At 71.2% G+C, this 15,415-nt stretch carries 10 protein-coding genes; 5 read left to right on the forward strand and 5 right to left on the reverse strand.

Translation table 11 applies throughout. The features are described from left to right. Positions 1-248 precede the first annotated feature (248 nt). The 4 genes from ROP_RS27490 (at position 249) to ROP_RS27505 (ending at position 3,420) form a co-directional block, all read left to right on the forward strand. The gene (locus ROP_RS27490) at positions 249-692 is read left to right on the forward strand and encodes a hypothetical protein (protein ID WP_015889290.1); all 444 of its coding nucleotides are present in this window, start codon (positions 249-251) and stop codon (positions 690-692) included. Positions 693-985: 293 nt separating this feature from the next. Continuing rightward, positions 986-1,654 (forward strand): hypothetical protein, encoded by a 669-nt coding sequence (locus ROP_RS27495; RefSeq protein WP_015889291.1) that lies wholly within the window; start codon positions 986-988, stop codon positions 1,652-1,654. Positions 1,655-2,017: 363 nt separating this feature from the next. Further along, positions 2,018-2,728: a hypothetical protein gene (locus ROP_RS27500; protein ID WP_231868997.1), complete on the forward strand. Its 711-nt coding sequence runs from the start codon at positions 2,018-2,020 to the stop codon at positions 2,726-2,728. Beyond that, on the forward strand, positions 2,725-3,420 hold the full coding sequence (locus tag ROP_RS27505; RefSeq protein WP_015889293.1) for a hypothetical protein: 696 nt from the start codon (positions 2,725-2,727) through the stop codon (positions 3,418-3,420). Before ROP_RS27500 ends, ROP_RS27505 begins: the two co-directional genes overlap by 4 nt. Before the next feature lie 69 nt (positions 3,421-3,489). Here the strand turns inward: ROP_RS27505 and ROP_RS27510 are convergent, their stop codons facing one another. The 5 genes from ROP_RS27510 to ROP_RS27530 form a co-directional block, all read right to left on the reverse strand. Continuing rightward, positions 3,490-4,800: a S1 family peptidase gene (locus ROP_RS27510; RefSeq protein ID WP_015889294.1), complete on the reverse strand. Its 1,311-nt coding sequence runs from the start codon at positions 4,798-4,800 to the stop codon at positions 3,490-3,492. 234 nt (positions 4,801-5,034) lie between these two features. Next, positions 5,035-6,354, reverse strand: coding sequence for a S1 family peptidase (locus tag ROP_RS27515; protein WP_015889295.1), 1,320 nt, complete (start codon positions 6,352-6,354; stop codon positions 5,035-5,037). A gap of 112 nt (positions 6,355-6,466) precedes the next feature. Then, a complete protein-coding gene (locus ROP_RS27520; RefSeq protein WP_015889296.1) occupies positions 6,467-7,633 on the reverse strand; it encodes a hypothetical protein in 1,167 nt (388 codons plus the stop codon). Positions 7,634-7,753: 120 nt separating this feature from the next. Then, positions 7,754-9,712, reverse strand: coding sequence for a LuxR C-terminal-related transcriptional regulator (locus tag ROP_RS27525; protein WP_015889297.1), 1,959 nt, complete (start codon positions 9,710-9,712; stop codon positions 7,754-7,756). Positions 9,713-9,719: 7 nt separating this feature from the next. Next, positions 9,720-11,567, reverse strand: coding sequence for an Hsp70 family protein (locus tag ROP_RS27530; protein ID WP_015889298.1), 1,848 nt, complete (start codon positions 11,565-11,567; stop codon positions 9,720-9,722). 358 nt (positions 11,568-11,925) lie between these two features. Here ROP_RS27530 and ROP_RS44890 point away from each other — a divergent pair, with 358 nt between their 5' ends. Then, a complete protein-coding gene (locus ROP_RS44890; RefSeq protein ID WP_043825430.1) occupies positions 11,926-15,327 on the forward strand; it encodes an IniB N-terminal domain-containing protein in 3,402 nt (1,133 codons plus the stop codon). Positions 15,328-15,415: the final 88 nt, after the last annotated feature.

A 15,415-nucleotide genomic window follows, 5' to 3' on the forward strand; every position in this document is an offset into this window, starting at 1 on the left:
GGTTACCGGAAATCGGTCCGACAGGACTAATTCACGCCATGTAATTCGTGCGAATTACGTTGCGTTCGGCCAACTGCCGACCGGCGCCCTTCGCGCCGATGAATTTTTCGTCAATGAACAATTCGGCCGTGATTCCGCTGTTACTCTGAGCGTGTTTTCCGGCCCTGGTCAGCGGTCGCAACGGGGGTCGTGCAGTGCGCTTCTACCACATCGGTACTTCGTCGCGTCGGTCCTGAAATGAGGCATCAATGATCGTGAGAAGAGCTGCAGTAACGGCAGGCATGGCGGTCGCCGCCATGGGTCTCGCCGCCGGGGTTTCCCACGCGGGGCCGGCGTCGGCACCCGCTCCCGCGGCGCCCGCGCCGACAGCGTCGGCGCCCGCCGTGCTCCCGCTGCCGTTCCACGACGTCGCGTCCCGGGAGGAGAACGACAGGGCGTTCGCCCAGTTCGGTGCGCAGGTGGGAATTGCCGTCACCGTTGGAAGCTTGGTTGGAACGATGGCCGGCGCCGGAATTGGCTGCGTTGCAACGCTTCCTGCTTGCGTTCCCGGCCTCGTCACCGGGGCGGGTATCGGCGGGGTGGTGGGAACCATCGTTGCCGGTGGTCCCACTCTCGGCGTCAGTGCGTACCAGTTGTGGGAAACCTACAACGCCGCCCCGGGGACCTCGATCTACGCGGACAGGGACGAGTAGAACCCTCGCCCAGTCGCCCGGCCCCGTCGTGTCTCACACGGCGGGGCCGAGTCGTGCGCGGACGCTCCCCGTGAAGAAACCGACCGGTTCCCCGCTTTGTATAGGAATTACTACATGAATGATTGGTGCCATTCTTGGAAATCGGTCGCAGTGTCGTTCTCGATGGACACTTTCATAGCCCTTCGTCGACTATTGGTGACGTGCATTTTCTCGAGTCGAAACTCAATTGGGATCTGTCAGAGCATCAAGTTACTGTTTAGCAACGGATGGGGTTGGAACCTTAAGGGGATGGAATGAAGTTGCGTCGTTTCGTTACGACTTCGGCACTTTTGGTGGGTGCCCTCGCGGCCGGATATGGGGTAGCGGTCGCGGAACCGGCGGCCGAGCCTGGAGCCGACATCGCATACGAGACCCGGGTCGAGGATCGGGCAGTCGTCACGAAGATCGATGCAGGCGCGTTCGTGGTGTCGTCGGATCGGCAGTCGGTCGCGCTCGAAGACGGCGCGGGAAACGCCGTCCTCTCGTTGCCCCTCGCGTACCGCTTCGACGGACTGCAGTTCCCCTTCGAGGAGAAGGTCAGTGAGGACGGCAAGACCCTCACGTTGACTCCGGTCATCGATCGCGCAAAGGCGACACCGATCGCGGACACAGATCTCCCGCTGAGTGACGTTGCCTCGGTCGAGGAGAACACGCGTGCGCAGGCCAATTTCGGACAGCAACTTGCACTGGCCTCGGCGGTCGGTGGGCTGGCCGGCACGGTCGTCGGTGGCGCGATCGGATTGGTCGGTCTGATTGCGGGACCCGTCGCGCTGGCGACGGTCCCGGTGTTCGCGGCGGTCGGTGCGATCGCCGGAACCGTCATCGTCGGCGGGCCGACCCTGGTCATCGCGGGGATTCAGCTTGCGCAGACGCTGACGGCGCCCGAAGGCACCACGGTCTGGGCGAAAAACGACAAGAAGTAGTCCAGTTTCCAAGGGCGCGTGCGCCCAGTGAAAGGTGTGAGTGTTCATGGCGGGACTGTTCGGAATCTTGGCCGACATCTTCGGCTACGTGATCACGATCGTGACTGTCGGCCCGAAGCTGTTCTGAGGGACTTTTCGGCACCACGAAGTGGGTGACGTAGCCGCACGGCTGTAGTGCCCCACGCCGCCCGCCTCCTTTCGGAGGTGGGCGGTTCGTCGTCTGCGCGCCTTCCGGAAGTGAACCTCGTCACAGCAGCGGGACTGACCTGTTAGGTTCGCCAATGCTTAGGCTAACCTTCGTCCGTCACAGCGCTGCTCTCGAAACGGGTCTCGATGAACCTCCGACGGTTTACTGCCATATCCATGCTCGTCGTCGCGGCAATGGGGGTCGGGGCAGCCACCTCATACGCCGATCCCGCCGCCGCACCCGCGGCGGCAGAGGAACAGGGCGTCCCGAACATCAACTACCAGACCGCCCGTGACGGTGACGCCGCTGTGGCCACGCTGGACGCCGGCGCCTTCTCCATCAACGCCGCGAACGACACCGTCGACGTGATCGACGACGGAGGCCGCGTCGTAGCGTCCATTCCCACGTTCTTCCGGGTCGACGACCTGCAGCATCCCTTCGCTGTCGCGGTCGACGAGTCCGCGCGCGTCCTGCGGCTCGTCCCGAACATGGATCCGTCCGCAGCGACACCCGTCCCCGTGTCGGAACGGATCACCCTCGCCGACGTCGCCGCACCGCAGGACAAACAGGAACGCGACGACCGCGCGCTCGACGACTTCCAGCAGCAACTCGGAATCACGAGCGCGATCACCGCGATCGTCGCCGCCATCATCGGCGGCGCGATCGGCTGCGCGATCGGCGTCATCCCCGGCACCGCTGCCCTGGTGATTCCGTTCCTCGGCCTCGCCGGGCCGGTGGCAGGGTGCATCGGCGGTGCGCTGATCGTCGCGCCCGTCGTCGCGCTCGCGGGCACCATCGTGGTCGGCGGCGGCGCCCTGGTCGTCCTGGGTATCCAGTACCTGAACACCGTGAACAGCCCGTTCGTCGCACCGGAACCCGCGGCATGAGCGGCCGGTACGGCCGGAACCTACGGGCACTCACCGGATCGGCGCTCCTCGTCGTCGCGGCCCTCGGCGTCTCTGCCGGGACCGCTCACGCAGCCCCAGTGGCGCAGCACGAATCGTCCGGCATCGGCTATGAGGCCCACGCCGAGGGCACGTCCGTGATCACGACGATCGATGCGGGCGCCTTCCGGGTCACCGACACCGGTGACGCGATCGAGATGGTCGACGACAGCGGCAACGTCGTGGCCGCGCTGCCCCTCACCATTCGTATCGAAGACGCCGTCTATCCGATCGACGCCGACCTCGACGGGCGGACCGCGACGCTCACCCCGCACGTCCCGGAGGATGTCGCGTCGTCGCTGAAGTCGGTGGCGCAGAGCGGATTCGACACGCAGAAGGAGCGCGACGATTCGGCACTGGCCGATTTCAACAGCTACCTCGGGTACGCGACCCTGATCGGCGGCCTGGTCTTCGGGGTGATCCTCGGTGCGGTCGGTCTCGCGGTCGGATGCGGACTGCTCGCCTGGACCGTGGTCGGCACGCCGGTCGGCTGCCTCGGCGGACTGCTGGCGGGATTCGCCGCCGGCGGGCTGGCCGGAACCATCTTCGTCGGCGGTGCCGCGCTCGTGATCCTCGGAATCCAGTACCTCGTCACCATCAACACCCCGTTCGTGCCGCCCGCGCCCACGGCCTGACTTCGTAACCGGCAACAACGGCCCGCCTCCTTGGAGAAGGAGGCGGGCCGTCGTCGTTGCGGGGGTGCGTTACGAGGTGCGCACGCGCAGACCCGGGTTCTCCGCCAGCACCTCGTTGATCGGCGTCGCGAACAATTCGGGGCTCTCGCCGAGGACGAACGTGACGACGTCCGCGACCTGGCAGATCGGGTACTGCCCGACGTTGGAGGCGCTCGAGATGCCGAGTGCCAGCGTGCCGGTCACGATCGTGCCGCCGCTGTCGCCCTGCAGGGCGCACATGCTCGTCGAGAAGCTGTCGGCGAGCGTGCGCTCACCGACGGAGACGGTCTGCGCGACGGACGTGACGCGACCGCAGGTGAAGCCGGTGGTCAGACCCGACTTGCACACCGGTGCGCCGACGACCGGGTCGGCGGTTCCGGTGATCGCGACCGGCGCCGCACCGGGAACCCGGACGCCGTTGTTCTCGAACCGCCGTGCCGCATTGTCGTCGGCGCGGATGATCGAGTAGTCGTGAATATCCAGGCTGGTCTTGGCGAACGTGCCGATCCGCGGACCGGTGCCACCCCCGACGAGCGAGAACGCCTCCGACGCCTCCGCGGTGCCCGCAGCGGCCCGGTTGGGGTCGCAGTGCCCTGCCGTGATGTTCACCGGCCGGCCCGAGCCGTCGGTGCCGTTGAACCCGAGCGAGCAGCGCAGTCCGACTCCGCCGCCGAGCGAGCCGTACGCGTCGCCGCCCAGCAGGGCGTCGGCGGGAAGCGGTTCGGCGATGGGGGTGAGGTCGGTGGACGGCAGCGGAGCGGCCGTGGCAGGCGACTGCACGACGCGGGCGCCCTTCAGGAAGTCCGGAAGCTGCAACCCGCCCGCGTTGTCGGCGCGGAGCACGAGATCGTTGTTCACGATGTCGATGGCGACGCCGCGCACGAGATCGGCGACGGCGGGCGGCTGGGTGTCGAGCCATCCGTCGAGCGACTTCACCTGCTCCTGCAGGCTGCTCTCGCTCTGTGCCACATCCTTCACCTGGAAGCCGGCCTTCTCGGCTGCGGCGACGGCGGCCTCCTTGTCGGCGCCGTCGGCGAGCCCCACGATCGGGGTGCCTGCGTCGTCGAGCCACGTTCCGGCGAAGGCGTCCGGGAACTGGGTGCGGGCGATCTTCGCGAACTCGGCCAGCTTCTGGCCCAGCTCGGAGTGCTCCAGGTACTGATCCGGGCTCAGCGACAGATCACGCGAAATTGCGTCGATCAATTCCGCTGGCAGCTTGGCGGCCTGGCCGGACACTCCCGGCTCGACCGGATCGGCCTGAGCGGAGGCGGTGACCGGACCGAGGAGCAGCAGCGCGGCGGAGCCGAACACGGCGGCACGACGTGCGATGGAGCTTCGCATGGGGGCCTTTCTATGTTGTTTGTTCGCAGTTGCCTCGCGGGCGCACGCGAATACGACCCCCCTGACAGGTAAGGCCGTACACAGTCGGAGTCGACTATATGGGTTCGCCCCGTCTATTCCCACCTGTAACACTTTCGGTGGATGACGCAGCTGGACAAAGCGGACACCGGAACCGCCTGCGCCCGGTGTCCGAGAGGAAACGGACACCGGGCGCAGGATGAAAACCCTGGGGTACTAGTCGGAGACGGTGCGCACGCGCATCCCGGAGCCGACGGTGTCCACGATGTCCGCGACCGGGATCCCGAGGCTGGCCGTGCCACCCTCCGGTGCCAGCACCAGGTTCGCCTCCGTGCAGTTGGGGGCGCCGCTGGCGTTGGAACCGCTCGTGATTCCCAGCGCGAGGGTGCCGGTGACGATGGCGCCGCCGCTGTCACCCGCGAGAGTGCAGGCGGTGCCCGCGAAACCGTTGATCACGCGGCTCGAACCGTCGGCCACGAACAACTGCGTCTCGACGTGATCCGCCGCGACCACACCACACGTGAACGACGACGTCTGACCTGACTTGCAGATCGGGGCACCGACGACGGGACGGGCCGTGCCGGTGATCTCCAGGGTGGTGCCGTTCGCGCCGCGGACCGCCGGACGGTCCAGACCGGCCTTGACGCCCGCGTCGTTCAGCTTGATCACCGAGTAGTCCAGCTTGTCGGCCGGGTTGCCCACCGACGACTTCGAGAACGCGCCGATCTGCTGGCTGTCGTCGACGTTCTGGTGATTGGGAAGGAACACCGGCGACGGCTGACCCTCGGCGGGGTTGCAGTGCCCGGCGCTGATGTTGACGGCCTGGCCGCTGTCGTCGACGGCGTTGAAGCCCAGCGAGCAGACGGAGATCTCGGAGATCGGCGTCTTCGGCAGTTCACCCGCGGTGGTGATGTACGTGTCGCCGGCGAGGGGGCCCCGCTCCACCGGACCGCCGCCGCCGGGGCTCAGCATCACCTTGACATTGGCGAGCAGCGTCGGCAGGTTCAGCGCCTGGCCGATGGGGCTGTTGACGACGTCGATGACGACACGGTTCTCGAGAACGTCGATCGACGCGGAGTTGACCTGGGACGCCACGTCCTTCGGCAGTCCCGCGATCCAGCCGTTCACGTCGGAGAGGGTCTTCTCCAGGCCGTTCGCGGACACCGGCGCAATGCGGGTGTCGTACCCGGCCTTCGCTGCGGCGTCGGCGGCCTCGTTCGTGGTGACCGCGACGACGGGCTTGCCGTCGAGGCCGATCCACGCCCCGGCGTAGTCGTCGGGATGCTGCTCCCGGAAGTCCTCGGCGTAACTACCCAGCTCCTGTGCCTTCGCGGCGCGGTCGAGGTACTCCTGCGGGCTGATCTTCAGGTCGCGGGTAATGGCCTCGACGAGTTCGGCCGGCAACTTGTCGGGGCTCAGCTGCGTGGTGTCGGGCTGCGTAACAGGGTCGGCCTGGGCGGCGGTGGAAAACGGAAAGAGAAGGAGCATTGCCGAGGCGCCTACAACAGCGGCGCGGTGCGCCAGCACGTTACGCATGAAATCCCTTCTGCACGGAATCCGTTCACTGAGGATTCCTTCTGGGGTGGGTATCAGCGCCCCACCTTAAGCTACGGACGGGCCGGCCCGTCGGGGAGGTGTGAGCGAAGCGTCACTGACCTGGACTTATCGCAGCCGGCGGTGTGGTCGTCGTCGTGGTGGTGACCGCGGCCGCGGGTGCCTTCAGCGTCGTCGTGGTTGTTGTCGTAGCGGTGGTGGTGGTCGTCGTCACCGGCGGAGTCGTCGTGGTCGTCGCGGCGGTCGTCGTCGTGGTGGTCTGGGGAACCGTGGGGATCGAGGGCAGGGTGATCACCGGCGTCGTCGTCGGCGGAGGCGGGGGCGGAGGCGGCGGCACGAACACGGATGTCGTCACGACCGGTGCCGGCGGGGGAGCGACCGGGGCCTCCACCTCCGTCGTCACGGCCACCTCCTGCGTGCTCGCCGTCGGGAAGACCGCGGGCGCGACCGGAGTGGGTCGCGCGGCCGACGTCGTCGTCACCGACGCGGTCTGGGCGTCCTGGATCGACGGGACCACGGTGCTGCCGTTGCTCGTGAGCGCGAACGCGACCGCCCCACCCGCCACCACGAGTGCGGCCGCGGCGACGCCGGCGATGATCAGCGGACGGCGGTCGGGGCGCTTGGCGGGTGTGGTCGGTGCGGACGCCCCCGTCGCGGCGGGCGGAACCGCGTCGGCGGACGCCGCAGCAGCGGCCGGCACCGCCGTCACGGCGGAGTACGCGGTGTGCAACGGGGCCTCGACGACGGGAATCGACTCGGTGTCGGCGCTCGTGTCCTCGTCGGTCAGCGCCAACCCGGCCGCCAGCAGCGCCGCCCCGTGCGCCGGGGACTCCGGTGACGCGGCGAGTGCCACCGACTCCGGGATCAGCGTCGCCTCGCCCAGACCCATGTAGTCGAGCGATTCACGCAGCTTGGTGACGATCTCCGGCGCCCAGTCCGACGGATGGGTCGCCGTGACCTTCACCGTCCCGGACAATCCGTCCGCCGCCTCCCGGAACAGACAGAACATCGCCGTCGCGACGAGGTCCTCGGCGCGGGTCAGGGAACCCGCGTACTCGATGCCCGCGGGCTCCCCGACGCGTGCGAGGAAGTCGCGGACGGCGCCGGTCGACTCCGTGCCGGGATCGCCGAGCTGCACGGAGCCGTCCGGGGCCGTGAACAGGACGGATGGGTGTTCGATCGTCCTCACGTCGGTTCCGGAAGCGGTCACCACCGCTGTGGAAACCGAATCGCCGACGGTGAGTCCGACTCCGGTGGTCATGGAAGATCCTTACTGGCACGGTTCAGAGGGGTGCATCATCGCACCATGTGCACAGTGTGTCGCGCCCCGCAGTCGATTGGTTACATGCGGCACCCGTGAGTACTTGTCAACCGCGGGCGGTCAAGAAGTACTCACGGGTGGCGGAGCCGCAGATCCGTGGCCCATCGCACGCAGCATCGACAGCAGTTCCGACCGCGATCCGGCGCCCAGTCGCCGCCGGATCCGGGCCACGTGGTGCTCGATCGTCTTCGCAGAGATGTAGAGGCGGGACCCGATCTCCCGGTACGTCAGCCCCTGGACGAGCAGGTCGGCGACCTCCGCCTCGCGGTCGGTGAGCGACCCCGGGGTGCTCGGGCTCGACACGACCGCGGAGTCGGCGCCGTTGCCGGGGGACGTCGGCTGGCGCAGGGCCCGCGCGACCTGGAGCAGGGTCGTCGCCACCCTGGTGTCGGAGGCGCGCAGCGCGGCTTCGCCGGCGAGGCGCGCGCCGTCCCATGGCAGGCCGATCCGGTCGAGGGTGCGGGCGGCGTCCTCGACGGACGCGGCGTCGATGTCGCCCTGCAGCACGCGCAGCCAGGCGCGACCGGCGGTGGCGAGCCCGGACGCGTACGGGCTGACCTTGGCGGCCTCACCGAGCGCGCGGGCGTGCGGCATCAGATCGGCGGGGCATTCGGCGAGGATCGAGGCCTGCACGCCGTACCAGTGCAGCGCCGACCCCCATATCGCCGGTTCGCCGAGGGTCCGCAGCAGCGACTGGGCATCGTCGACGAGGTGGGTGATCCGCCCGGGTTCGCCGACCCGGATCGCGGTGAGCCACAGTTCGCCGAGCGGCAGCAGGCTCAGCAGGTCCACCGAGTACTCGGCGAGCACACCCTGCGCGCCCGCCCACGCCTGGAGCAGTGCCGCGTTGTCGCCGGTGCGCCGCGCCAGCCCGACCCGCAGGCCGTGGACGAACAGCAGATCGCGCTGGTGCATCGACGCGGCGTCGAGACCGTCGAGCCGGGACTGCGCCGACGTGAGGTCGCCGCGGACCATCGACGTCCAGGCGGTGAGCAGTTGGTGCCGGTTCGCGGTGACACTGCCGGGACGCTCGGTTTCCCGGGCCCGGGTGAGGACGGCGTCGGCGTGGGCGAGTTCGCCGCAGTGGAGTGCGGCGAGGGCGGTGATCGCGGCGGGGGAGTCGGGCAGCATCCGGGGCCGCGACGCGCGGCCGGGCATCGACAGGGCGCGAGTCAACGAGTTCAGTGCCGCATTCGCGGACGCGGTCACCGACTGCACGAGTCCGGTCGCGACGAGGGCGGCGCCGGCGGTGGCGGCGGTGGGGGGTGCGCCCGCGCTCGTCGCGAGGACGGCTTCGGCGTCGTCGAGCCGGCCCGCGACGACGAGGACGGAGGCGGCGAGGGACGCGTCGGCGCCGGCACGGTCCGCACCGAGCCAGGCGTACAGTTCGGCGCTGCGGTCGATCATGCCGCAGAACGCGGCGCCGGCGGCCGAAATGCGAACGGCCGCAGCGAGTTCCGGACAGTCGACGGTCGCGGATCGTTCGAGGACGGAATCGGCCAGGCCGACCGCGGTGTCGAGGTCACCGCCCAGGGCGCTCGCCTCGGCGTACGCGACGACGGCGGCGTCGTGGAGCCTGCCGACCCGGCCCGCTTCGGCATACAGTGCGGCGGCCAGAGCCGGTTCGGCGAGTTCGGCCTGGGCGCAGAGGAATTGGCTCAACTCCTCGCTCGGTGTGCCGGTCGAGGCCACCGCGCGGGCGACGGGAAGCGTGAGCGTTCCGCCGTCGACGTGGTGGGCAAGCAGGCGGCGGGCCAGCGTGTGCAGGCGGTTCTCGCCGAGCGTCGTCGTGAGATGCGTGTGGTCCGTGAGAAGGAGCGTGTCCCGTTCGTCGACCCAGCCGTCCGAACGGAGCGAGTCGACCGCCGCGCGGGCCCGGTCGGGTTCGACGTCGAGTACCCGGGCGACCACGGTCTCGTCGAGGTCGCTACCGAGCAGAACCAGTGCGAGAGCGGAGAGTTGCGGGCCGTCGAGCTCCGCGAGTTCCGTGGGAGGAAGCGGTGAGGGCAGCGTGGACACCGGCGCCCTATCCGCCGTTGCCGAGGACGCCGGGCACCAGGCCGGTGACTCCGCCGACGACGCCGCCGACCGTGCCGCCCACCCCGGTGACGGTGTCGCCGACCGCGCCCGCGCCACCGACGATGGTGTTGGCGATCGCGGCGCCGCCGTCGGACGGAACGCTCGGTGCCGGGGCGGGCGCGGGTGCGGGCGCCGGCGCGGGGGCTGGGGCCGGCGCGGGTGCCGGTGCCGCAGCGACGGGGGCCGGGGCGGTGCCGGGCGCAGCGGCGACCGGTGGGGCCGCGGCGGGTGCGACGGTGCCGGGCGGGACGGTGCCGGGGGCGGCGACCGGAGTCGCGACACCGGCCGCGGTGCCGGGAACACCGGTCGCGTCGGCGACACCCGCAGCCTCGGTGCCGGGTGCGACGGCGCCCGTCGCGGCGGCCTCCGCCGGAACACCGGACGTGGAGGCCGAACCGGCGGACGTGCCCGACGACTGCGAGGTGGTCGAACCCGAACTGGACGCCGGTGCGACGTCGAAGACCGTCCCGAGCGACAGCCCACCTGCGGCGAGCAGGGCGATGGCGGCGGCGGACGCGGTGATGATCCCAGCCTTCTTCTTGCGGGACATCCCGGTGGGGCCCGGGTCGACGGGTCTCGGTGCGGGCGGCCGGGCGGCGAGGACGACGGTATCGGCGTCCGACCCGACCGCCGGGACCGCCGGGACAGCCGGGGCGGCGGCGGGCGCTGCCGTTGCCGGCGCGGCGGTGGGAACGACGACCGGCATCCGCGCGACGGTCGGGGCGGCGGCGTGTCCCGCATCCCGGTCGGCGGCGAGCAGCGCCGCACCGAGGGCCGCGGTGTGGCCCGGACGTTCGGCCGCGACGACGGGAACCCGCAGTTCCGCGGACAGGAGTTCGGCGACCAGCGGGATCGCGGCGCTGCCGCCGGTGAGCACCACCTGCGTGACCTCGCTGGATTCGAGACCGGCGGCGTGGATGCTCTCGCGGACCAGCGTCACCGAGTCCTGCAGCGGTTCGCGGATGAGGTCTTCGAGTTCCGAGCGCACCAGCCGCACGTCGGTGGAGATGCCGGGCAGTTCGATGCCGATGGTGGCCTCGGTGTCGGAGGACAGAGCCTCCTTCGCCGCGGTGCACCGGGTCCGCAGGCGGGTCAGCGCGGCGACGGTGTCGGGGGCGAACGGGTCGATGTCGCCGAACTCCTCGGCGACGTTGCCGAGGACGTACTGCATGGTGGCGTGGTCGAAGTGGGCGCCGCCGAAGTCCTCGGACCGCACCGGCTTGCCGAGGACGCCTGTCTCGGTGCCGTGTGCGTCCGAACGGAACAGGGTGATGTCGAGTGAGGTGCCGCCGAGGTCGTAGATGACGGTCAACGCGTCGCCGAGGGTGCCGCGGGTCCGTTCGAGCCACGTCATCACCGCCTGCGCCTCCGACACGAGGGTGGCGTCCGCGACGCCGGCCTGCTCGAGCGCCTCGGCGAGGACCCCGACGGTGTACGGCGGCCAGACGGTCGGGTGGGCGACGACGGTGGCCGGGAGACCGTGCCTGCCCGACGCCGCCTCGTGCACGATGCAGCTCACGGCGGTGGCCACGAGGTCTTCGCCCGAGTAGGTCGAGCCGTCGTCGGTGAGGATCCCGACCGGGTCGCCCACACGGTTCGCGAAGTCGGACACCATCACCGCATCCGGCTCGCCGCCGTCGCCGCCGAGAACGGGTGCGCGGTCGGGGGAGAGGTGCAGAACACTCGCACGGGACAGGACGGTGAGGTCGGCGGCATCCGTCACGCTCGCCCCGTCCGTGTCGACGGCGGCCACCGTATTGACCGATCCGACACCGATGCCGAGCGCTGCAGCCATGTTCCACTCCTGTGGTCCGGGCGGGCGTCACGCCGCCTGTGTCAGACGGACGGTACCGCCGTCGTATGTGACGGCCGGGGCCGTCGTGGTCACTCGAATTGTCGCGTGCGGCGGCCGTTTCGTTACGCCGATGCGCAGGTCGACGGCAGTTACGGGGCCGAGCCCCTAATGCCCCCCTATCCCCTAACGGCGGGGGCCCGACCCCCGGTGGGAGATCCCCGATGCCGGGGTCCGCGAGTAGGGGGCGCCGCCCCGTTGGGAAGGGGGCCGCCGATCCATAACGTGTATTTCACTCGCCGTCACAGCAGTTGTGGTGGCCACCCGAACTCCCCGAACCTCGACCACAGGAGAGATTGCCATGGCTACCAACGCCGTCCTCGACTTCATCCTCGGCCTTCTTCGCGACGAGCAGGCTGCGGCGGCCTACTGCGCCAACCCGGCCGACGCGCTGTGCGCCGCCGGCCTGCAGGGTGTGAGCCACGCGGACATCGTCTCCGTCGCTCCCCTGGTCGCGGAGTCGGGACTGTTCGCAGGCAGCGGGGCCGACCTGGCCGCGATCGTGAACGCCGGTGCGGATGTCGCCGGTGACGTCGCCGGCGGTCTCGGCGCAGGTGTCGGTGGCGCCCTCGGCGGGGGTCTCGGCGGCGGCCTCGGTCTCGGCGGCGGCCTCGGCGGTGCGGTCGGAATCGGCGCCGGCGCAGGCCTCGGTCTGGGCGCCGGCCTGGGCGGCGACTTCGACTTCGCCGCAGAACTGGCGGCCGGTCTGAGCGCCGCGCTCGGCGCCGCGCTGGAAATCGGCGGCGAGATCGGTGCGCAGCTCGGTGCCGCGCTGGGTGCGGCCCTCGACGCGGCACTCTCCCTGACCGGTGGCCTGGACCTCGGCAGCGCCCTCGACCTCGGTGCCGTGATCAGCGGAGCCCTCGGGGGAGCGCTCGGACTGGGCACCGACCTGACCGCGCAGCTCGCCACCACCCTCACCGCGGCGATCACGGCCCTGCCGGTGGTCGACGTGGCCGGTGGTCTCACCGGGATCCTCGCGCCCGCACTGTCGATCGGCGGCGACCTCGGCGCCGACCTGGGTGCGGCTCTCGGTGCCGCCCTCGGAAGCGTCGTCGACCTCGGTGGCAGCGTGGACGGCGACATCCTCGCCGGACTCGGAGCCGGCCTCGACCTCGGCGGCGTGCTCGGAACGACCCTCGGCAGCGTGCTCGGTGTGGACGCCGGTCTCGGTGGCGCGCTGGGCGGCGCCCTCGACGCGGCGATCGGCGCCGGCGGCGGACTGGGTGCGACCCTCGACGGCCTGCTCGGCGGTGAACTGCTCGGCGACGTCGCCGGTTCGCTCGGTGGTGTCCTCGGCACCGACCTCAGCGCGGTCCTCGGTGGCGCGCTCGGCGGTGTCCTCGGTGCGGGCGGCGACCTCGGCGCAGACCTCGGCGGCGCGCTCGGCGCGACGCTCGGGTCGATCGCGGACCTGGGCGGCGGACTGGACCTCGACGCGATCCTCGGTGCGGGCGGCAGCCTCGGCGGCGCGCTGAGCGGTCTGCTCGGCGGCGAACTCGGAGTCGGCGGCGACCTCACCGCCGGTCTGGGCACCGCGCTGGACGCGGTCCTGGGTGCCGGTGGCGGACTCGACCTCGGTGCCGTGCTCGGTGCCGAAGGTGGCCTGGGTGGTGCGCTGAGCGGCATCCTCGGTGGTGTCCTCGGCGCCGGCGGCGACGTCAGCGGTGATCTCGGTGGAGCCCTGGGCGGTCTGCTCGGCGGCGCGCTCGACCTGGACGGCGGCCTCGGCGGCGCACTGTCCGGTGCACTCGACAGCGGTCTCGGACTGGATGCCGCACTCGGCACGGTCCTCGGCGGCGCCCTCGGCCTGGACGGTGGCCTGGCCGCCGAACTGGGCAGCACCCTCGACGCCGCGCTCGGTGCCGGCGGCGTGACGGGCATCGACCTCGGTGGCCTGCTGGACGGCGGACTGGACCTCGGTCTGGGCGGCGACCTCGGCCTCGGCGGAGAACTGACATCGGAGCTGACGACGGCGCTGAGCGGTGCCCTCGGTCTGGGCGGCGAGGCAGGGGCGAACCTGGGAACGGTTCTGGGCGGCGCGCTGGAGAGCGGCCTCGGGCTGGGCGGTGTCCTCGACACCGGTGCCGATCTGGGAACCACGATCAGCAGTGCGCTCGGCGGCGCCCTCGGAGTCGACGGTGACGCGACCGCCGGTCTGGGCGCGGCGCTCGACGCGGTGCTCGGTGCGGACGGCGGGATCGACCTCGGCGGCGCGACCGACCTGGGTGGCGTGCTCGGCGGTGCGTTCGGTGCCGGTGGCGCCGCGGGCGCCGATCTCGGCGCGGCCCTCGGCGGAGTGCTCGGCGGTGCGCTGGAGACCGGCGGCGCTCTCGACCTCGACAGCGTCCTCGGTGCGGAAGGCAGCATCGGCAGCACGCTGGGCACCGCACTCGGCGGCGTCCTCGGAGCGGACGGCGACCTCAGCGCGACCCTCGGTTCCGCACTGGAGACGGCGCTGGAGGCCGGCGGCGGGCTCGACCTCGACTCCGCCCTGGACGCCGATCTCGGACTCGACGCGGCGGCCGGTGTGGGTGGCGCCCTGGACGGTGCGCTCGACGCGGGCACCGGACTCGCGGGTGGCTTGACGAGCGGCATCGACGGTGCGCTGGGCGGACTGCTCGACGTGGGTAGCGACGTCACGGGCAACGTCGGCGGTGCCGTCGGCGGCGGGGTGGCGGGCGGCGCGGACGCTGCGGCCGGCATCGGGGCCGGTGTCGCGGCGGGTGTCGGTGCTGTTGCCGACGCCGGAGCGGACCTGGGCGGCAGCCTCGGAACCAACCTGGTCGGCGGACTGGACACGGCCGGTGGCCTGGGTGCCGGTCTGACCAGCGGCCTCACCGGTGGTCTCGGCGGAATCTTCGACACCGGTGCGGGCCTCGGCTCCGCACTGACCGGCAGCGTCGGCGGTGCCGTGGACGCGGTCGGCGAGGCGGGCGCCTCGGTCGGCGCGGTCGCCGACGCCGGTGCGAGCCTGGACGCGAACCTCGGTGGCGCCCTGGACACGGCGGCCAACCTGGGCGGCACTGTCGGTGGCGCCCTGGACACGGCCGCGAACGTCGGCGGAAGCCTCGGCGGCACCGTGGACGCCGCTGCCGGAATCGGCGGCGACGTGGCCGGCGGAATCGAAGGCAGCGTGGACAGCGCCGTCGACGCCACCGCAGGTCTGACCGGTGGCCTGGACGCCACCACCGACGCGGCCGCCGACCTCGGCGCCGGATTGTCCGGTGGCGTGAGTGGTCTCGGATCGCTCGGCACCTCGGTCGGCGGCGCCCTCGACGGTGCCGTCGGTGGCGCGGTCGACGGTGCCGTCGGTGGCGCGGTCGACGGTGCGGTCGACGGGGGAGCCGCTGTGGGTGGCGCTCTCGACGGCGCAGCATCCGCCGGTGGATCGGTCGCGGGTGGCGCTTCCGCCGGCGCGGATGCCGCCGCGGACGCCGGCACGGACGGTTCCGCGGACCTCGGAGCGGTGGGCGGCGCCGTCGCCGACACCACCGGTTCGATCGCCGGCGGCCTGGGATCCACCCTGGGCGGTGCCGTCGACACCGGGGCCGACACCTGGTCGTCGATCGACGCGGACAACGCGTTCGGCGCCGACTCGGGCCTGCACGCGGACACCGACGGTTCGCTGTTCGGCGACACCGACTCCTCGGTGGACCTTTCGCACGACGTCACGGGCGTGGTCGATCACCTCGAGCCGTGATGAAACGGCGGTTCCGGCATCCCCCAGACGGGGCGGCCGGGACCGCCGTACGATGTAACGAAATCAGCCCCGGACGCGTTATGCGTGC

It is taken from the genome of Rhodococcus opacus B4, from assembly GCF_000010805.1.
Classification (GTDB): Bacteria; Actinomycetota; Actinomycetes; order Mycobacteriales; family Mycobacteriaceae; genus Rhodococcus_F; species Rhodococcus_F opacus_C.